Consider the following 19,072-nt stretch of genomic DNA (forward strand, 5'->3'; position numbering starts at 1 on the left):
CCCTCCAAGCAGCCCATGAGCAAAATGAACTATTTCCATATTACTTAATACAAGAATAATAGGCTATAATAATCGCAAAAAAAGAATCACAAAAGAAAGGTTTAATTTGGGCTTGTTTGACTTTCTGAAAAAAAAAGAAACAATACCGTATGAAAAAATTGCAGAGCAATTGGATGTGTTCACCAAAGAATCTCTTGCAATGCCCAAAATGAACAACCCCTTTTTGCTTGATGACAAAACCAAACACCCTATGCTGTTCGGGTACTTTATGGGTGCGATGGAGTACCTTACGCAAGCATACAGGCTCAATGAAAAAGACACGGATGCCATCTATACGAAGTATCTGTCAAGAAACTTTGCAGACCATGACGAAGAACAGACCAGAGAATTGTTCAACTACTCCAAAGAGATAAGCCAGGCAGAGCATGTTTCCCGGTATATGGTGGTAGGCAATCTTGCGATGAAGAAATGGGAAGCTGGCGGCCCTATGGCAAAATATGCACCTATGGGACTGATCAGACTGCTGAACGATTGATCCTCTCCATTTTAAAAGCAGCGCATAGATACTATCTGCTGCTGCACCTCCATACCCTAAGCTTTACCCTGCTGCAACAGCATCCTGCCCAGAAAACAAGAAGCCGCTAAGTGTGTTTTTGGACCGATACTGGTTTTTCTGCCAGGGATCATCGTAATGATACGACGTTTTTAATCTCTCCTGTATTATAATTGATCATAGAAGATGGGCGCTGTTACCTTGGGGAACAACCATGTAAATGGATAGAAATGATCATATTATGAAAAGTATCAATACCTACTATACTACCAAAGAGGATCTAGAATCATTTATCCAGGATTCTAATCTCCAAAACGCCTCTTCTCTTCTGATCCAGGTCTTTTCCGCTATTGTCGACAAGTCGTTCCTCTCTACCCTCCTCTCAGAATTAGAGACACTGCTCCCAGAGGCAGAGATCCTGGGGACCACAACTGACGGTGAGATCATGAACGGAAAAGTATCCTCCGGGAAAGTGGTTCTGAACTTCACACAGTTTGAACAGACCTCACTGAAAACGGCGGCCATAGCCCATACGGCTGACGGATACCATAGTGGACAATATCTGGCAAAAGAGCTGATCGGGGAAGAGACCAAGCTCCTTATCGCGTTCACAGACGGGATACACACCAACGGGGAAGCCTTCTTGAAAGGTATCGCTTCTGTCAATGAGGATGTCATCGTTGCAGGAGGTGCGGCAGGGGACAACAGTCGCTTTATCGACACGTTGGTCTTTACCAAACAAGGCATTTTCAACCATGGCGCTGTAGCTGTTTCGCTCGACAGCGAACACTTGCATATCCACAAAGACTACAGTTTCGGCTGGCATCCTATCGGGAATGAACTGACCGTGACCAGCGCAGAGAGGAATCGTGTCCATACCATTAACGGGAAAAGTGCGGTAGACGTCTATGCCCATTATCTGGGCGAAGAGATCGCCAAGGGTCTGCCAGGGGTAGGCATTGAATTTCCCCTGATGGTGCATCGCAACGGCTCAACGCTCTCACGGGCCTGTATCGCGAAGGAAAAAGATGGCTCCCTGATGGTCGGAGGCAATGTATATACAGGAGAGAAGGTTCGGATCGGTTACGGGAACAGTTCTGAGATTTTAAAAAAATCGAAAAATATCTTTGCGTCCACAGCCAGGCATCCCTCTGAAGCTATTTTTGTCTATTCCTGTATGACAAGAAGACACTTTCTGGGCAGCAAGGTCGAATCGGAGATCATGCCCTTGCAGACCCTGGCGCCTGTATCCGGTTTTTTTACCTATGGTGAATTTTTTACCTCAACCCAGAAAGCACTCTTCAATCAAACCATGACCCTGCTTTCCCTAAGTGAAAGTGATACGCTCCCTCGCCATATCCCCGAGGAGATACGGCAACCGAACGATATCAACAGTACCTCTATTGAAGCGTTAACGCATCTTATCAACGTGACCAGCAAAGAGGTACAGGCACAGACGGATGCGCTCAGACAAAGCAATCAGCTGAACCAGGAGCTCAAAGAGCGTATGGAACTGGCCCTTTTAGGAAGCAATGACGGTATCTGGGACTGGAATATCCTTGACAACACGGTTTATTTTTCTCCCCGATGGAAAGAGATGCTGGGGTACGCGGACAATGAACTTGCGAATGGACTGTCTACCTGGTCTGACCGCATTCACCCTGATGACATAGACAGAACCTGGGCAGATATCTATAAAAATCTACATGGCGAAACAGAGTATTATGAAAATGAGCATCGGTTAAGACATAGGGATGGGCACTGGGTCTGGATCCTAGACAGGGGGAAGGTCCAGTTTAATGCAGACCGTACTGCGACCCGTATGTTGGGAACCCATACCGATATCACCGAAGAGAAAGAGACCCAACTCAAATTATTACATCAGGCACAGATCATTGAGCAGACCCATGAACCTGTCAATACAACGGACCTGAGAGGGAACATCACCAGCTGGAATAAGGGATCTGAAGCACTTTTCGGATACACCGCCGATGAGGTCATGGGAAAACCTATTGCAATGCTGTTTGAACCCGAAGCGTATCAGGCGTTTGTACAACACATGCCTGCTTTGATGAAAGAGGGAGAATATCGCTGTACGTTGACACTCTTCAAAAAATCCAAAGTACCCGTATTGATCAACCTCTCCCTTTCCCTCCTTAGGGATAACGAGAATGTCCCTACAGGTATTGTAGGGTATCTGCAGGACATCACTGAACAAAAACAGGCGGAGGATGCACTGCTCGCGCAGCAGGAGACCCTGCAGTATCAGGCGCATTATGATGCCCTGACCGGTCTGCCGAACCGGGTACTGTTCACGGACAGACTTGCACAGAGCATTCAGAGATCAAAACGCCATCAAGAGGGATTTGCGCTCTTCTTCATTGACCTTGATAATTTTAAACATATCAACGATTCTCTGGGACATGATGTAGGAGATGAAGTGTTAAAGGTCGTAGCACAACGTATCCATAACGTCATTCGGGAGGAAGACACCCTGGCACGGTTAAGCGGCGATGAATTCACCCTGATCATGGAAGATCTGATGCACCCGGAGAATGCAACCGTATTGGCAGAAAGCATCCTTCATGCACTGGAAACCGTGATCGTCATTGACAGGCATACCATCTACCTGACAGGGAGTATCGGTATTGCTGTGTATCCGCAAGATGCAACCGATACAGCCGCGCTGCTCAAGTATGCCGATACTGCTATGTATAAAGCCAAACAGGAGGGGAGGAACACGTTTCAGTTCTATGCACCCGAAATGACAGACTTTGCCTTGAAACGCATGGAGATGAAGACACACTTGCGCCAGGCCATCGAAAATGAAGAGTTTGTCATATGTTATCAATCGCAGGTGGATGCCTCTACCAATACCCTGATAGGTGTAGAAGCATTGATACGATGGCAACACCCTACACTGGGACTTCTCTCTCCTGATGCCTTCATTCCTCTTGCAGAAGAGACAGGGATCATCGTCGAGATCGATCAACTGGTCATGCGGACGGCCATGAAGCAAATGGCCCAATGGTATAAAAAAGGTCTCAACCCCGGGAGACTCGGGTTAAACATCTCCATACAGCATCTGGAAAGAGGGGATTTCCTTCAAAAGATCAAAGATTGCCTTAACCGCAATGATTTCAGGGCCAACTGGCTGGAACTTGAGATCACCGAAAGGCAGATGCTGAAAAAACCCGAAGAGGTCATTAAGAAACTAGGGCAGATCCAGGCACTGGGCATTGGCATCTCTATCGATGATTTTGGAACGGGATACTCTTCTTTGTCCCTTTTGAAACGTTTGCCCATCAATAGGTTAAAGATCGACCGCTCCTTTATTCAGGATATTCCGCAAGATGATGAGGATATGGCTATCGTCAGAACGATCATTGTACTTGCCAAGAGCCTTAACCTCGACCTTATTGCCGAAGGAATAGAAACGGCAGCGCAGAGAGACTTTTTAATAGATAACGGTTGTCACTATTTTCAGGGGCATTACTACTCACGCCCTATTTTAGCCGAAGAGATGGAAGCGGTTCTTTTACAGAACAGGAAGGCGTAACTCCCCCTGTTCTGACCTGTTTTGGTAAATAGTACCGACATCTCCATCAAATAAAAAAAAGAGTCAAGGTTTTCAGTGTGGCAACAAGGCAACTTACAGTATACTCATATTACCATAGTGCATATCAAATTATTTATCGAGGTTTTCTATGAAAAAAATATCTTTACTACTTTCTGTTTTTGTACTTCTTTTCTTAAGCGCCTGTAAAGAGCCCGGTCTTTCAGGAAAAACCGTTAAAAAAGAGTACTTTACCGGCGGCCAGCTCCGTTCTGAGTTCATCATGGATGATGACACCGGACAAAACGGTTTTCTTAAGCAGTACGGTTATGATGGACATGTGACCTCCACTTCCCAGATCCGAAACGGCGTGCCTCATGGCACAGAGATAGGCTATGACCCTAAAGGCCGAATGCTTTGGAAAGCCAGCTATGTCAACGGGAAAAAAGACGGTATCCAGGAAGCCTACTATCCAAACGGTGACGTGATGGTCTCCTATACCTACAGGAATGGTGTCAAGAACGGACCGGCGCAAACCTACAACAAAGATGGCTCGGTCTATCGAAGGGTGATCTATGAAAATGGCAGAATCGTCAACTGATCTTACCTATGAGTCTTCTGCCCCGCTATACGCATATCATCAACCCCCGGCTCAAGCACATCTATCTCACCTTTGATGAGGAGGGGGACCTCATCATCAAATCCCCCAGAGTACCTCAGCACAAGATAGAACAGCTTTTATTGAAAAAAGCTTCATGGATCAACCACTCCAGAGAAAAACTGCAGAAGAAGAAGGGGAAGCGTATAGACTTTTCCCGTACGCCTGAAGTCTATTTTATGGGCAGCAGCTACCCTCTCGAACTGATCCCTCACGGTAAAAAAAAGGTGCAGCTCGAGTTTGATGAAACAAAGTTCACACTCCATTATCACAGCTACGATGAGACACTGTTTCATGCCCATGTAGACCGTTTCTACAAAAAGGAAGCGCAAAGGTATATACCTGACCAGGTTGCATTCTGGGCAGATAGAATGCGTCTTTCCCCGGCGGCACTCCGTTTCCGTAAAACCAAGCGCCAATGGGGAAGCTGCAGTGCAAAAAATGTGCTGTGCTTTAATACCATGATGATGAAACTCCCCAAAGATGTGATACAATACATCATCGTGCATGAACTTGCCCATATCAAGCATAAACACCATCAAAAAGCGTTTTGGCAGCTGGTCGAAAACCATTTGCCTGACTATAAAACGCATGTCAGTGACCTGAAGCACTATACCACCTAAGGAGTCTCCCATCGATTCATTCTACCTTTTGGCCTTTATGCTTATCCTTCTTATAGGGTCTGTCCTGGTCTACATCTACTATCTTAAAGAGAAAAAAGAACAGCTCGATGCGATCAAACGGGGATTTTGCCCCAGATGCCATCATAAAAGTATCGAACTGACCGATCAAAGGTCAGGCGGATGTTCCGGACCCAAACTCCTCTCTTTTACCTGTTTGGAGTGCGGCTATGCCAACAGCTTTGCTGTAGACAACAGTGATAGTTGCGGCACCGGAAGCTGCCACTGACACGCCAAAGCTTGACACCTAAGCGGTTTCATGCTATAAACATCCTACAGAACAGCAGCAGCGTTTTTGGCTTTTCTCAAAAACGCCCCAAACCATAAAAAGGCACAGTATCATGAAATTTGGCACCTCCACTTTAGACTTCTCCATACTCCCTTACCAGGAGGGGATCAACCCTCCGGTCACCAAACCCAACCCGGGATTCCTCGCTGACATAGGGGAAGAAGGTATGCGTGCTTTGCTGGACAGATTTTATATGGGTCTCTTTGAGAGTCCCATCAAAGAGATCTTTCCCAAAGAGAGAGAAGAGATGAAAAAAGCGGCCCAGCACTCGGCAGACTTTTTCATACAGATCTGCGGAGGGACTGATTACTTCAACCAAAACCGGGGTGCGCCGCAAATGAGAAAAAGGCATGCCCCTTTCCCTATCACGCCTCATGCAAGACTGCATTGGCTGGTGACGTTTGAAGAGGCGCTTCAGCCCATCATAGCGCAGAAGCTAAGCTCTGAAGAAAATATCCAGAGCTTCTGGAACTACCTGAATGTCTTTTCACAATGGATGATCAATACCCGGGACGCCTGACCGCTTCAAAACCGCTTGACACGCCTGTGGCAGTAAGGCTGTGAACCTTTCCGTTCATAATAGTCCTGATGGTAGGCCTTTGCAGGGTAAAAAGATGCAGCAGGCAGGATCTTCGTGGCTATCTTAAGACCTTGTTTCTCCAACACCTTTATCAGTCTTTCTATCGTTTCACGCTCTTCTTTACTGTTGACAAAAACGGCCGAGAGGTATTGGCTCCCGATATCCGGTCCCTGCCCGTCCGACTGCGTGGGATCGTGTATCTCAAAAAATGTTTTGGCGAGTGTCTCATACGAGACCTTTGAAGGATCATACAGCACCTCCACCGTTTCCAGGTGGCCTGTATCTTTTCTGATCACATCATCGTAACCGGGGTTCTTCAGATGGCCGCCCATAAACCCTGACGTCACCTCTTTCACCCCGTCGATCTTTTCAAGATGATACTCCACGCCCCAAAAACACCCTCCGGCAAAAAAGGCTTTTTCCCATGCAGCGGCGGCCTCTTTCTTTTTTTGAAAGTTGAGAGAGACAGAGTTGACGCAGTGGCGCACATTTTTTTCGGTAAACCCCTCCCCTTTAAAGACATGTCCCATATGGGCTCCGCAGTTCGCACAGACGATCTCAGTGCGACTGCCGTCAGCATCCGGTACTTCTTTGATCGCGCCTGGTATGGTATCGTCAAAACTCGGCCAGCCGCAGTGGGAATCAAGTTTGTCGCTGGACCTGTAGAGCGGTGCACCGCATACCTTGCAGGTATAGGTGCCGTCCTCTTTCGTATCTACATACTTTCCGGAGAACGGGCGTTCCGTCCCTTTGTCTATGATCACATGCTTCTCAAAGGGAGTCAGGCTGTTCAGTTTGGCACTCCACGGCGTCAACGCGTCAGCCACCAGCGATGTCACCATCAGACATAAGATCCATACTATCTTCTGCATATCTCGCCTTTTGCGTTTTTTAGACCTATCGATCATCCCTGTACAATTTCAATGTACTAATCCCTCATCACCGCATATCTTCCAGAACCCAAAAGCACGATAGCCAAGGCACTCAACAGATAGAACATCGGCAACTCCAATGCCCAGGACCCATGGCTTCCCATTTTGAAGAATTCACCCATTTTCGTCAAGTAGATGGCCGCTGCCATATTGAACACGATCACGCCGGCCCAAATCCTGCTTTTCCATCCCAGGATCAAAAAGATCGGGGCCAGTATCTCTCCCACATAGACCCCATACGCCAACATTTCAGGCAAGCCATGGGACTTCACTACCCCTTTAATAAAGTCGATGCCGTGCAATGCCTTCTCGATCCCGTGAAAAAGCATCATTCCGCCGACCATGACCCGCAGTACCAGTTTTCCTATATGTTCCGACATGTTATACTCCTTATCAATTTGAAAGTACACCATTATAGCAAGTATTTTGAACTCTTATGTTACAATTTGGGCAGTGATAAAAGGTCAGATACCATTGGCTGCGCCCGTTATGAGGAGGTTGCATGAGCATACAAAGCGAAGAAGAGGCATATCAGAAAAAACGGGCCGGTGAAGTGAGCCAGTTAGGTGCCGGACACACGGAATACAAGTATCAGTATGCTCCCGAACTCCTGGAAACCTTTGAGAACGTGCACCCTGAAAGGGACTACTGGGTCACGCTCAATGCGGATGAATTCACCTCTCTGTGCCCCAAAACCCATCAGCCTGACTTTGGCACCCTCATCATCAACTACATCCCCGACATCAAGATGGTCGAAAGCAAATCCCTGAAGCTCTACCTTTTCAGCTTTATGAACAGCGGTGAGTTCCATGAAGATGTGGTCAACAAGATAGGAAAAGATCTGGTCAAACTGATGCAGCCCAAATATCTGGAAGTCGTCGGGCTGTTCTACCCGCGCGGCAATATCAGCATACACCCTGTATTCAGTTTCAGCAATGGCGAAGCCAAATATCAAGAGATCGAAAACTACCGGTTTATGAACAGAAATCTCAATCCCCAACGCATAGGATGAAACATGGAGTTTAGAAAAGTAGATGCCCAAGCAGGTACCAAGATAGAATATATGTCCCCGGAATTGCTTTTTCTCGGCCAAAGCGGGCAACCCTATCGCGGCACGCTCTATGTGCATTTTACAAGCAAAGGGGAGAGTTTCGACCTGCTGGATTTTAAAAAGTACATCACTTCACTGCGGTCCGTCACCCTTACGGCTGAGAACATTGCGTATGAGATCTATCAGAAGATCCAAAAAAATGTCGATGTCGACGCTCTGGGGATCATCGTCGACCTGACAGCCCGCGGCGGCATTCAGCAGCGCATCTGCTTCGGCGAAGACTTTACTCCGGTCAAAAAACAGAAGTTCTTTCAGGTGCACTGATCTACATCTGCGATAAATTGCAACCTAATATCCATTAAACAAATATCTGTATGTACCAAAAAATTATTTTGTGATAATCATTAAATTTGGTTTATATAAAACAAGCAGAACACTATTACTGATGCAATATGTATATCTTGTTGATAACAAATGAAAATATGACATAAATATTATATTAATAAGATAAAATTAAATTTGTATATTATTTTATACAAATTAAAAAACAGGGAGAGAAAATGAATTGGTACTTAAAAGCATTTAAAGAATATGCTACATTTAGCGGGAGAGCGCAAAGAGCGGAGTATTGGTATTTTGTGTTATTCTATATAATAGGTTTTATGTTAATGTCATTTCTTGATGGAATGCTAGGGTCATTCAGTATGGAAGCAGGAATTGGTTTATTAGGTGGAATATTTCTATTAGTACATATGTTACCAAGTATAGCTGTATCTGTTAGAAGATTACATGATATAGGTAGAACAGGCTGGTGGTATTTGCTTATTATTATTCCTTTGATTGGGCCCCTTGTACTATTCATCTTTAGTGTACTTGATAGCAAAGAAGATAATCAATACGGACCAAATCCAAAACTAGCCGCTGCAGTAGCATAAGGCTACTACACATAACTATAGAAGAGACGTCGTTTAAAGTAACCTCGTCTCAATAAAATAAATTCTTATATAATAACTCTCAAAGATCACTCAAGATATCTCCAGCATTCTGATAAAAGTATAAATATATTTTAATGCAGATATCACATGAATAATTACATACAATTGACACAGGTTTAGAAATAAAAAGTTGCTAGAATCTTTGAAAGTACTTTGCGAGGATTGCATAAAATAGGTGGCCGGGAGAGGGGGATTCGAACCCCCGGAGGTGTTACCCTCACCGGTTTTCAAGACCGGCACATTCGACCACTCTGACATCTCCCGACGTTTTTGTAGAAAAAGAATTTTACCCGAAAAAGATAAAACCTAGTTTATATAATGTTAATGGAGGAGCCACCCGGATTTGAACCGGGGATAGCAGCTTTGCAGGCTGCGGCCTTACCACTTGGCGATGGCTCCGTCTATTGGTGGTACCCGGAGCCGGACTTGAACCGGCACGGTCACAATGACCGGGGGATTTTAAGTCCCCTGTGTCTACCATTCCACCATCCGGGCATGTTGGTACCAACTATTTATTATAATTTTAAAAATCTTTAAACATCCATACACAAGCCTACGCTTTCAAGATGCGCTAAAAAGTAGTTTTTCTGCTTTTTAATTAATTGAAGATCATAGAAGATCATACTTTATATGGAGCGGGCGAAGGGAATCGAACCCTCTACCCCAACCTTGGCAAGGTTATGCTCTACCGATGAGCTACGCCCGCATCTCCATACCGAATTTTAATTTTTATCTTAAAATCGGAGTGCGATTATAGCCAAAAAAAAATTTAATGTAAAGAGCTAAAAGCACTTTTGTGTATAAAATTTGTTTTCTTAGCGTTTTTTGAATACGAAAGTGCTATAATCCATTAAAATATACAGAAAGGCTTTCCGATGAGAAGTGACGAAATAAAACAGGGGTTTAGCAGAGCTCCGCACAGAAGTCTGCTGCGTGCGACAGGGGTAAAAGATGAAGATTTTGAAAAACCGTTCATTGGTGTAGCAAACTCATTTATAGAAATTATTCCTGGACACTTTTTCCTTAACAAGGTCGCGGAAGTCATCAAAGAAGAGATACGTGCCAATGGCTGTGTACCTTTTGAATTCAATACCATCGGGGTCGATGACGGGATCGCTATGGGGCATGACGGCATGCTTTACTCGCTTCCGAGCCGGGAGATCATAGCCAACTCTGTAGAGACCGTGATGAATGCCCACAAGCTTGATGCGATGATCGCCATACCTAACTGTGACAAGATCGTTCCGGGAATGATCATGGGTGCCCTGCGCGTCAATGTCCCTACCGTTTTTGTCTCAGGCGGACCTATGGAAAAAGGATATACAAAAGACGGTACACCGATCGACCTTGCTACTGCTTTTGAAGCGGTTGGGAAACATGAGGCAGGAGAGATCACCGATGAGGAACTTCATGATATCGAGTGCAACGCCTGTCCGAGCGGCGGTTCCTGTTCAGGGATGTTCACGGCCAACTCCATGAACACGCTGATGGAAGCTATGGGTATCGCCCTTCCGGGAAATGGAACGATCCTTGCCTTGACACCGGAAAGAACAGAGCTTTACAGAAAAGCGGCCAGACGTATCTGTGAGATCGCCAAGTCTGAAGCGGCTGAGCGTGAGAAGTACCGTATCAGAAACATTTTAAATGAAAATGCCGTACGTAATGCCTTCGCTGTAGATATGGCAATGGGCGGAAGTTCTAATACCGTACTGCATATGCTGGCTATCGCGAAAGAAGCGGAAGTCGACTTCAATCTTGAAGACATCAATGCGATCAGCAAAAGGGTTTCACACATCGCCAAGATCTCCCCATCACTCTCCACTGTGCATATGGAAGATATCAATAAGGCAGGCGGGGTCAATGCCGTCATGCATGAAATGATGAAACGCGGCGAGAACATCCTGCTTGACAACCTCGGCATCACGGGAGAAACGCTCTATGAGAAAGTCAAAGAAGCAGAGATCCTGGACACGAACATCATCCACACGATAGACAACCCTTATTCTGAAGTGGGCGGACTTGCCATTCTCTATGGAAACCTTGCAGAGCAAGGGGCCGTGATCAAAACAGCCGGGATCACCGGAGAAAGGGTCTTTACAGGAACCGCTGTCTGTTTTAACTCCCAGGATGAGGCCATCGAAGGGATTCTCGGAGGTAAAGTGAAGGCCGGCAATGTCGTGGTGATCCGATACGAAGGTCCCCGCGGCGGTCCGGGTATGCAGGAGATGCTCAGTCCTACCAGTCTTATCATGGGTATGGGGCTGGGAGACAAGGTCGCTCTCATTACGGATGGCCGGTTCTCAGGAGCAACCAGAGGTGCGAGTATAGGACATGTCAGTCCGGAAGCTGCAGAAGGGGGTCTTATCGGCCTGCTTGAAGACGGTGATGAGATCTTTATCGATGTGGACAACTATATCCTGGAAGCAAAGCTTAGCTTCGAAGAGATCGCGGAAAGAAGAGACAATTTTGAACCTATCGTCAAGCCATTGAAAAGTAAATGGCTAAGACAATATAGAGCGTTGGTGACGAATGCAAGTTCAGGTGCCGTCTTACAGGCGGACTGATCATCCGCAGTTTTATAGGCATTCGCTCTATCCGGTCAAGGCTTTGCCTTGACAGACCACTCCGGGTCCGAATAAAGACCATACAATCCTCTTAGCCAACTCAGGCTGTTCTTAGCATATCAAATGAAATCTTGATATCAATTTCCCCATGAGTGTTGATTTTAAAGGTAACGATGCAATGTCATCCAGGCTCTTATGCTCTTGAGGCGAAAGACCATGTAACTGCTCACTGGTATACTCTCTTTCATACACTTCGCCGCAACTTACACACTGTCTCCAGCCGCCATTCCAAACAACATTCGTATTGTCACATTTCCTACAAGCATTCATCATGCTTCCTTTATATTTTTATTCAAAAAAATGCCCTCCCCGGTGCATTTCACAATTATACTACCAAACGGATGATTTTTATATAGAAGTCATATTCTAGAAGAGGGGTAAAGCGTCCGTTCCCTCATCCTGCAAAGCAAATACTATTACAGGTGACGTCTTGCACCTTTGAATCTGCTGCTGTAAAATGCCTTCTCCAGACTTGTGATCACCACTTGTTTCTTTGCGGATGACGCATGGATAAATTTATTATCCCCAAGATAGATACCTACATGGTTCACATACCCTTTACGTTGTTTCGAGGTATCAAAGAAGATCAGGTCTCCCACTTGCAATTCATCTCTTTTCACCTGTTTCCCGACTTTTGACTGCATGATAGAGGTACGAGGAAGGTCTATACCATGCTTTTTATAGACAAATTTTACAAAGCTGGAACAATCATAGGTATTTCTATTGCCGCTTGCGCCCCAGACATATTTTTTCCCTAGTTTTTGTTTTGCCAAAGAGATAATCGCTTGACACTTGTCCAACTCTTCTGCCTCTTCTTTGCTCTTGCTGCCAAAAATGTTTGAGAAGGAGAAGCCCTGGCTTTTTGCTTCTTTTTGCTTCTTAAGGTTCACGGTCTCGAGGCGGGAGAGTGAGGCAATGAACTTCTTGTCCGTAGCTTTTTGCGTTGGTTTTGCAAGCTGCACTTTTTGCTTCACTTGAGACACCTCTTGCTTCGTTTGAGGTACTTTCAGTACGCTTCCTATCTTGAGAATAGCACTTCTCTGAAGCCCGTTGGCTTCTCTCAGTTTAGCAATGGTCGTTTGATGCCTCTGTGCGATCGTAGAGAGGCTATCTCCCTTTTTTATCACATAATCTGTTGTTTTATCAGCTGCCGCGGCATAGTTTTTCACCGGTACGTTCAATTGTTTCCCGTATTGGATCACCGCACCTTTTTTCAGACCATTCACCTGTCTTATTTTTGCAACCGATGTATGATATTTTTTTGCAATGGAAGAAAGTGTCTCTCCTTTTTTGATCGTATGCTTTGATGTTTTCTGGATGGCTGCCTGTGCTGTGACTGCAGTGAGGGAAAGGGTGACGAGTAGCGTATAAAGTATTTTCAATGGAATCTCCTGATGAATTAATACATTATAGTATACACTTGGATAAGTACATACTAAAAAATATGTTCTTATTCTATCTATATATTATTAATAAAAAATAAACACGGTTTTAAATCTAACTTAAATCAGGATGCCGACTTCATGGGCTTTTTAGCCTCTTGCAGTGTCTTGACGAGCTGGTCGGCTACCCTGAATGCATTTGCAAAAATGGTCCATGTGTAAGCCACAGAACCTCCTGTAGGCATGAAGCTGGCGTCAGCGACATACAGGTTTTCCACATCATGGGACCGACAATATTTGTTAAGTACTGAGGTTTTGGGGTCGTCCCCGAAGCGGCATCCGCCGGCGACCAGGTTTTGCGGAGGTGCTGAGGAGATAGAAGAATAAATGTTCTTCGCTCCCATCTCTTCAAGGATCTTTTCACACTTCTTGGCGATATAGTTTCCCACCTTGACATCTTGCGGGTGCCCCTCGATACGTAATTTCCCTACAGGCATACCATATTTGTCTTTATGGGCAGGATCCAGGGAGACAAAACAGTCATCATTGGGAAGCCAGTCATTAAAGACCTCAAAACGTATGCTTTTCTGTGCAGTAAACCGTTCCACAACACGGTCCCCGAGCTCTTTGCCCCATACCAGCCTGCCCTCTTCACTATTATTCTTGCGGGCGCGGCTGATGATATTTTGGTGCTCGAACATAAACTCTACCGAGCCTCCTTTAAACCTGCCGTCCCACCAATCGTCTATAAAGTACCAGTCCAATACGGAACGGTTGACAAAGAGCCCCGTCTCCATCAGGTCTTTGAACGCTATCTCTTTTAGCCCATCTTTATGCAGTTCACCCTGACCCGAACCGCCCCCGGAGAATATCAGGTTCTTACCCAGTTCGCCAGAGCTGTTCCCCAACCCTTCAGGGTGATATTTGTTTGATGAGTTCAGCAAAAGTCTGGCACTTTCATGGGCTTGCGCGGCTACGACAAAAAGCTTTCCTTCTATCTTTCTCTCTTTTCCGGTGAGAGTATCCACTGCCAGCGCATAGCTGACCGTCTCTTTTGAATCTGTATGCAGATACTTGACATGGGTGTTTGTCATCAGTGTCAGGTTGCCTGTTGCCAAAGCCGGTTTCAGCAGTGCTTCTCGTGAACTCCCTTTGGCTCCGGAAGCACACCCGTAGCTTCCGCAGAAGTTGGAGTAGTAGCAGGCATCACGTCCGGGTTTGCTTTGAGAGAGCACTGCCCGTGGGGTGACAAGCGGTGTGACACCCAGGGCTTGACAGCTTTTGTCAAACAGTTTGACCACCGCGTTCTCTTTGGTGGGAGGCTGTGTAAAGTCGGGGGTACTTCTCCAGGGCTCAAAGTCATGTTTTTCATAATGGCCCGAGATGCCTACCAGCTCTTCTGCAAGCGTATAGTAAGGCTCCATATCCTCATAGCTGATAGGCCAGTCTACCACATTGGCACCTTCGATCTCGCCGTATTTGCTTTTGAGCCTGAAGTCATCCGGATGCATACGGTGCAGCATCCCGGACATGAAATTTGACGATCCTCCTACGATATTGCCGTTCCAGAAACTCCATCCGGATTCATAGGTGGGCGTGGCGACCCATTGGCCGTCTATCTTCTGTTCTATCGTATGGTACTCATCAAAAAGGCTGGGCGTGACAATATCTCTGCGACAGTAGGCCAATTCGTCTTTAGAAAAATCGTCGCGATTGAGCAGCCTGCCCTTTTCAAGCACCGCCACTTTGAATCCTGCTTTGCACAGCGTATAGGCTACCGCTCCCCCGCTTGCCCCTGAACCGATGATCACCACATCATATTTCATAGCGCAATATACCTTGTTGCAGGTCTTGGAAGTCCGCCATAGGCACCGATCGCTTTCCATCCGGCTTCATGGATATTTGACCCGTAAACAGGGTCCGAGAAGATTCCTTCCATCGTCAGCGTCATAATACGTGACAACCAGGCACTGCCATACTTTGTCTCTTCATACGCACGCAATGCTTTTTCTTTCTCCTGATCGCTCAGGGAAGCGAACCGTCCTTTTTCCCTGACTGAGAGTTCTTCGGCACCTTCGAGTACAAACGCTCTTATATCCCTGTCGAAACTTGGGTGCGAGACGGTTTCATATAAAAACCGGGTTGCCTTCATCGCTTTGGCAGAAGGGAGTTTGCTCCCCTCCGGGAACATGTGTTGCTGTACTGCTTCGATCGTGGGTTCTATTTTCTTGAATGCTTTTTCATAGCTGCCGGGGCTTTTGGCATGAAGATAGGGAGCGATCCCCAATACGGAACCCCAGAGTAAAAAGTCTCTTCTTTTCTGTATCATCTTGCCCTCTTCTCACATTTTCACGCATCATACCTAATAGAGTGTGCAGTTGAAGTGCAGCATCCATGACGCTTAAACTATACCTGCACACATTATACTTTATGGATGGTCATAACACGATGAGAACATAACAGCATTCAGAGATAAAAAGTCAAAAATCGTATTTTCTATTTTCTCTGCGATACACATACAGTACACATCTTTTCTATTATACTTGTCCTGTTACAGCAAAAGATAGTAGCCAAAGGAGGTTCTGATGCTAAAAAATGTCTACCCGATCACAAAAAATATATTAAGCAGCGGGAAAAATATTTCTTTACTGCTGGCTAGACTCACTGTTGCGTATGGATTTTACGGTCCGGCAATGGAAAAGTGGTCAGATATTTCCAGTGTCGCCGAGTGGTTCGGAGGTACGCTAGGCATTCCCTTTCCTACGCTGAATGCCTACCTTGCGGCCACTACTGAATTGTTAGGGGTGGTGCTATTGACCTTGGGTCTTTTTACAAGACTGATCTCCATTCCGCTGATGGTCGTGATGGTCGTGGCCATTACCACGGTGCACCTGTCCCATGGCTTTTCAGCGGGGAATAACGGGTTTGAAATTCCTCTCTACTATCTGTTGTTTTTAGCTCTCTTTGCTTCACTTGGAGCCGGAAAATTCAGCTTGGACCACCTTTTATTCGGGGAAGAGCAATAAACAGAATGATACCAAAGGAAAAAAAATGAAAAAACTACTCATCTTGCTTGGAGCGATCGCACTGACATGTACACTGGCAGCAGCAGAAGGAAAATGCAGTGAAGGTAAATGTGGTGAAAGCAAATGCGGCGACAGTAAAAAAACTGAGAAAAAGTATGAGAGCGGCAAATGTGACAGCGGAAAATCCGGTGACAGTAAAAAATGTGAAAGCGGTAAATGCAGCGGTGACAAAGAGAACAATAAAAAAGTCCCTGAAAAAGGCAAATGCGGTCAAGGCAAATGTGGATAATCTACCCAGTCACACTTCTTCCTTAGACTCCCATATCCTGAAGGTATGGGGGTTTTATCTTTCTTTTAAAAATCATTGTATAATGTACTTATATCACCCTAAAGGAACCCCATGCGACACTTTATGATCATGCTTGCACTGCTACTCGCTTTAACCGGATGTGAAGACAAAGAACAGCTTGCAAAAGACCAGGCTGCACATGATGCCAAGATCGCACAACAGGCCAGAGCAGAACTGCTTGCTGAACTTGGAGCACAAAAAGAAGCGTTGAAAAGATCACAAGAAGAGAACGAAACAAAGCTGGGCCGGATGGGGTTCCGCATGGACGATGGGATCATCACGATCGATACCAACAGGACCAAAGACTTTTTTAGAGCATTGAATGAAAAGATGTCCGCAGAGGTACAAAAAATTTCCGAAGACTTGAAGAAAGGGGTCATTGAAAAAAAAGAGGCCGGTGTGGAGATGAAAGATCAACAACTTCATATCGATCTCAATAAGACCAAAGACCTGCTTCATGAATGGGGTAAACTTATGCAGATCTATATGCAGGAATTTCAAGATATGGCCAAGCCTTTGGATACCAATAGTACAGAGAAAGGAATGTAATGCAACACATAGATATGAATTCGGATGAGTTTCAGGCACAGCTCGAAAAGACCTGGGATTTTGTGGAAAAGGTCAACAAGCAGTTTGGCTGGGTCCAAAATCCCAATGAGGAGGTCAATGAAGGTGTGGCGATGGGTCTTGCCCGAAACAAACTCATTTACGGGAAACAGTTCTGTCCATGTTTTATGGTGATAGGAGAGACAAAAGAGGAGCAGAAAGCTGCAGACAACCGTATCTGTCCCTGTAAACCTGCCATAGAAAAAGAGATCCCTGAAGATGGTCACTGTCACTGCGGCATCTTCTGTACGCCCGAATATGCGGCATCCCAGGCACAGCACAACACCATAGAAGAGGTCGTCCATGAACACTCCCGCGGCCTGACCAGGGAAGAGGCAGAGCAGCTTCTCAAAGAGGAACAGCTCGACGGCGATGAACTCGAAGCCCTGCTTGAAGCAAAAAAGCTCGGTATGGTCCACTTTACCCTTGTGGACACAAGAGAGTTCATGGAGTTCCAGATGGAGCACATCGTAGGAACGGACAAGCTTGTACCCACTTCACAGTTCTATGCTAAGGTAGAAGAAGAGCTCTCCGGGCTCAAAAAAGACCCTATCATCGTCTACTGCCACTCAGGCAGCAGAAGCTTTCAGGTACAGCATGCCATGAAAGGCCTGGGGTTCGAACATGTCTGCAACCTGCGTCCAGGCATCATCGGCTTTTCGGGTGAAACCCAAAGAGGATAGCCTCTTCCTCTCGCTTGCGGGTATTTATACCCGCCGATACGGGAAAAGAGGAAATTCTTACCCCTCATGCAAATCAAAACTATAAAAAACTTCATCAGCCCACGACAGTCCTTTGCGTTTTTTCTTTTTTGGTTACTTTTCTTTCTTTTTTGTCGCAGTACAAAAAGAAAAAAGTGACAAAAGAGTCTGCATTTAAATTGAATATAATAATGAGGGGAATAGTTAAAAAAGGGGATGGGGAGCAAAAGCTCCCCAAAAGATAGTCTACTAAGACTTATTTAGCTGCTGCTTTAGAAGCCTCAGCCACTTTCGCGAAACTTTCAGGCGCATTCATTGCCATGTCAGCAAGAATTTTTCTGTCAAGTTCAATATTTGCAAGCTTAAGACCGTGCATGAACGTCGAATAGTTCATACCGTTCAATCTTGCTGCCGCATTGATACGAACGATCCAGAGTCTTCTGAAATCTCTCTTTTTTTGTCTTCTATCTCTGTAAGCATATACTAATGAACGCTCGAGCTGTTCTTTTGCTTTTCTGAAGTGTTTTCTTCTACCGCTGTAGAACCCTCTCGCTTGTTTTAATAATCTTTTGTGACGTCTATGTCTGACCGTACCGGTTTTTACTCTCATGTTTATCCTTTACCTTAGACTTGTACTGTAACTTTTTTAAAGCCAGTTTTAGTAGGTGTCAAACATTCTCTCTGTTTGAACTTGCCCCTAATCGGGGGAATCTTGTTGTTCAGGAACGTTTTTTGAACAAAGTCCAATAAAACTACGCTAACGCTGCGTTCACTTCAGCAGCGGGCTCATGCGAGCAGCGCATTTCCTTTCTTAGATCAAAGAATGATCAGTTGATCATCTCTTTGATCTTTTTAGCATCCGCTGGATCAACGTGCTTAGGACTTCTCATACTTCTGTGATGTTTGCCATCAACTTTTGAAAGGATGTGACTTCTGAACGCTGTTCCTCTTTTGATCTTGCCGCTTTTTTTGATCTTAAAACGCTTCACAGCGCCTTTAACACTTTTCATTTTTGGCATAGGCTTACTCCCTTATGGATTTTTTCCACCAAACATACATTTAGCAGAAAATGGGACGGTATTATACCCAA

The 19,072-nt window shown here is 45.5% G+C and carries 21 protein-coding genes and 4 tRNA genes; 14 read left to right on the top strand and 11 right to left on the bottom strand.

Features of this window, described 5'->3' with window-relative positions; genetic code table 11:
* Window positions 1–106: 106 nt before the first annotated feature.
* The 6 genes from VIM88_RS04410 (at window position 107) to VIM88_RS04435 (ending at window position 6,256) form a co-directional block, all read left to right on the top strand.
* Window positions 107–535 (top strand): hypothetical protein, encoded by a 429-nt coding sequence (locus VIM88_RS04410; protein WP_331861673.1) that lies wholly within the window; start codon window positions 107–109, stop codon window positions 533–535.
* Window positions 536–794: 259 nt separating this feature from the next.
* A complete protein-coding gene (locus VIM88_RS04415) occupies window positions 795–4,112 on the top strand; it encodes a bifunctional diguanylate cyclase/phosphodiesterase (protein ID WP_331861674.1) in 3,318 nt (1,105 codons plus the stop codon).
* A gap of 148 nt (window positions 4,113–4,260) precedes the next feature.
* Window positions 4,261–4,710, top strand: a complete 450-nt coding sequence (locus VIM88_RS04420) for a hypothetical protein (RefSeq protein ID WP_331861675.1) — start codon at window positions 4,261–4,263, stop codon at window positions 4,708–4,710.
* Window positions 4,711–4,718: 8 nt separating this feature from the next.
* Complete coding sequence (locus VIM88_RS04425) at window positions 4,719–5,390, top strand: SprT family zinc-dependent metalloprotease (RefSeq protein WP_331861676.1); 672 nt, start codon at window positions 4,719–4,721, stop codon at window positions 5,388–5,390.
* A 28-nt stretch (window positions 5,391–5,418) separates the two neighbouring features.
* Window positions 5,419–5,676, top strand: coding sequence for a hypothetical protein (locus tag VIM88_RS04430; protein ID WP_331861677.1), 258 nt, complete (start codon window positions 5,419–5,421; stop codon window positions 5,674–5,676).
* A 112-nt stretch (window positions 5,677–5,788) separates the two neighbouring features.
* Window positions 5,789–6,256: a globin gene (locus VIM88_RS04435; RefSeq protein WP_331861678.1), complete on the top strand. Its 468-nt coding sequence runs from the start codon at window positions 5,789–5,791 to the stop codon at window positions 6,254–6,256.
* 5 nt (window positions 6,257–6,261) lie between these two features.
* On the opposite strand, the gene VIM88_RS04440 is transcribed toward VIM88_RS04435, so the two are convergent.
* The gene (locus VIM88_RS04440; RefSeq protein WP_331861679.1) at window positions 6,262–7,188 is read right to left on the bottom strand and encodes a bifunctional methionine sulfoxide reductase B/A protein; all 927 of its coding nucleotides are present in this window, start codon (window positions 7,186–7,188) and stop codon (window positions 6,262–6,264) included.
* Window positions 7,189–7,244: 56 nt separating this feature from the next.
* Window positions 7,245–7,628, bottom strand: a complete 384-nt coding sequence (locus tag VIM88_RS04445; protein WP_331861680.1) for a DoxX family protein — start codon at window positions 7,626–7,628, stop codon at window positions 7,245–7,247.
* A 122-nt stretch (window positions 7,629–7,750) separates the two neighbouring features.
* Between VIM88_RS04445 and queF the strand changes: the two genes are divergently transcribed.
* The 3 genes from queF (at window position 7,751) to VIM88_RS04460 (ending at window position 9,234) form a co-directional block, all read left to right on the top strand.
* Entirely contained in the window at window positions 7,751–8,260 is a 510-nt protein-coding gene (queF, locus tag VIM88_RS04450) for a preQ(1) synthase (RefSeq protein ID WP_331861681.1), read from the top strand.
* 3 nt (window positions 8,261–8,263) lie between these two features.
* The gene (locus tag VIM88_RS04455; protein WP_331861682.1) at window positions 8,264–8,623 is read left to right on the top strand and encodes a hypothetical protein; all 360 of its coding nucleotides are present in this window, start codon (window positions 8,264–8,266) and stop codon (window positions 8,621–8,623) included.
* Window positions 8,624–8,859: 236 nt separating this feature from the next.
* Window positions 8,860–9,234 carry a DUF805 domain-containing protein gene (locus VIM88_RS04460; protein WP_331861683.1) on the top strand — a complete coding sequence of 125 codons (375 nt, stop codon included), beginning with the start codon at window positions 8,860–8,862 and terminating at the stop codon, window positions 9,232–9,234.
* A gap of 236 nt (window positions 9,235–9,470) precedes the next feature.
* Here VIM88_RS04460 and VIM88_RS04465 read toward each other — a convergent pair.
* The 4 genes from VIM88_RS04465 to VIM88_RS04480 form a co-directional block, all read right to left on the bottom strand.
* Window positions 9,471–9,558, bottom strand: a tRNA-Ser gene (locus tag VIM88_RS04465).
* Between the two features lie 61 nt (window positions 9,559–9,619).
* A tRNA-Cys gene (locus VIM88_RS04470) sits at window positions 9,620–9,693 on the bottom strand.
* Window positions 9,694–9,702: 9 nt separating this feature from the next.
* Window positions 9,703–9,789, bottom strand: a tRNA-Leu gene (locus VIM88_RS04475).
* A gap of 136 nt (window positions 9,790–9,925) precedes the next feature.
* Window positions 9,926–10,000, bottom strand: a tRNA-Gly gene (locus VIM88_RS04480).
* Between the two features lie 169 nt (window positions 10,001–10,169).
* Here VIM88_RS04480 and ilvD point away from each other — a divergent pair.
* Window positions 10,170–11,858, top strand: a complete 1,689-nt coding sequence (ilvD, locus tag VIM88_RS04485) for a dihydroxy-acid dehydratase (RefSeq protein ID WP_331861684.1) — start codon at window positions 10,170–10,172, stop codon at window positions 11,856–11,858.
* Window positions 11,859–12,334: 476 nt separating this feature from the next.
* Here the strand turns inward: ilvD and VIM88_RS04490 are convergent, their stop codons facing one another.
* The 3 genes from VIM88_RS04490 to VIM88_RS04500 form a co-directional block, all read right to left on the bottom strand.
* Window positions 12,335–13,300, bottom strand: a complete 966-nt coding sequence (locus tag VIM88_RS04490; RefSeq protein ID WP_331861685.1) for a LysM peptidoglycan-binding domain-containing protein — start codon at window positions 13,298–13,300, stop codon at window positions 12,335–12,337.
* Window positions 13,301–13,425: 125 nt separating this feature from the next.
* Window positions 13,426–15,126, bottom strand: coding sequence for a GMC family oxidoreductase (locus VIM88_RS04495; RefSeq protein ID WP_331861686.1), 1,701 nt, complete (start codon window positions 15,124–15,126; stop codon window positions 13,426–13,428).
* A complete protein-coding gene (locus VIM88_RS04500; RefSeq protein WP_331861687.1) occupies window positions 15,123–15,629 on the bottom strand; it encodes a gluconate 2-dehydrogenase subunit 3 family protein in 507 nt (168 codons plus the stop codon). The genes VIM88_RS04495 and VIM88_RS04500 overlap by 4 nt, the downstream gene beginning before the upstream one ends.
* A 256-nt stretch (window positions 15,630–15,885) precedes the next feature.
* Between VIM88_RS04500 and VIM88_RS04505 the strand changes: the two genes are divergently transcribed.
* The 4 genes from VIM88_RS04505 to VIM88_RS04520 all read left to right on the top strand — a co-directional run bounded on the left by VIM88_RS04505 (window position 15,886) and on the right by VIM88_RS04520 (window position 17,964).
* A complete protein-coding gene (locus VIM88_RS04505) occupies window positions 15,886–16,326 on the top strand; it encodes a DoxX family protein (RefSeq protein WP_331861688.1) in 441 nt (146 codons plus the stop codon).
* Window positions 16,327–16,351: 25 nt separating this feature from the next.
* On the top strand, window positions 16,352–16,615 hold the full coding sequence (locus VIM88_RS04510) for a hypothetical protein (RefSeq protein ID WP_331861689.1): 264 nt from the start codon (window positions 16,352–16,354) through the stop codon (window positions 16,613–16,615).
* Window positions 16,616–16,726: 111 nt separating this feature from the next.
* Window positions 16,727–17,224 carry a hypothetical protein gene (locus VIM88_RS04515; RefSeq protein ID WP_331861690.1) on the top strand — a complete coding sequence of 166 codons (498 nt, stop codon included), beginning with the start codon at window positions 16,727–16,729 and terminating at the stop codon, window positions 17,222–17,224.
* Window positions 17,224–17,964, top strand: coding sequence for a ferredoxin-thioredoxin reductase catalytic domain-containing protein (locus VIM88_RS04520; RefSeq protein ID WP_331861691.1), 741 nt, complete (start codon window positions 17,224–17,226; stop codon window positions 17,962–17,964). Before VIM88_RS04515 ends, VIM88_RS04520 begins: the two co-directional genes overlap by 1 nt.
* 274 nt (window positions 17,965–18,238) lie before the next feature.
* Here the strand turns inward: VIM88_RS04520 and rplT are convergent, their stop codons facing one another.
* Both rplT and rpmI read right to left on the bottom strand, forming a co-directional pair.
* The gene (rplT, locus tag VIM88_RS04525; RefSeq protein ID WP_331861692.1) at window positions 18,239–18,592 is read right to left on the bottom strand and encodes a 50S ribosomal protein L20; all 354 of its coding nucleotides are present in this window, start codon (window positions 18,590–18,592) and stop codon (window positions 18,239–18,241) included.
* A gap of 217 nt (window positions 18,593–18,809) precedes the next feature.
* Window positions 18,810–19,001, bottom strand: a complete 192-nt coding sequence (rpmI, locus tag VIM88_RS04530) for a 50S ribosomal protein L35 (protein ID WP_331861693.1) — start codon at window positions 18,999–19,001, stop codon at window positions 18,810–18,812.
* Window positions 19,002–19,072 lie beyond the last annotated feature (71 nt).

Source organism: Sulfurovum sp., from assembly GCF_036568385.1.
GTDB lineage: Bacteria > Campylobacterota > Campylobacteria > Campylobacterales > Sulfurovaceae > Sulfurovum.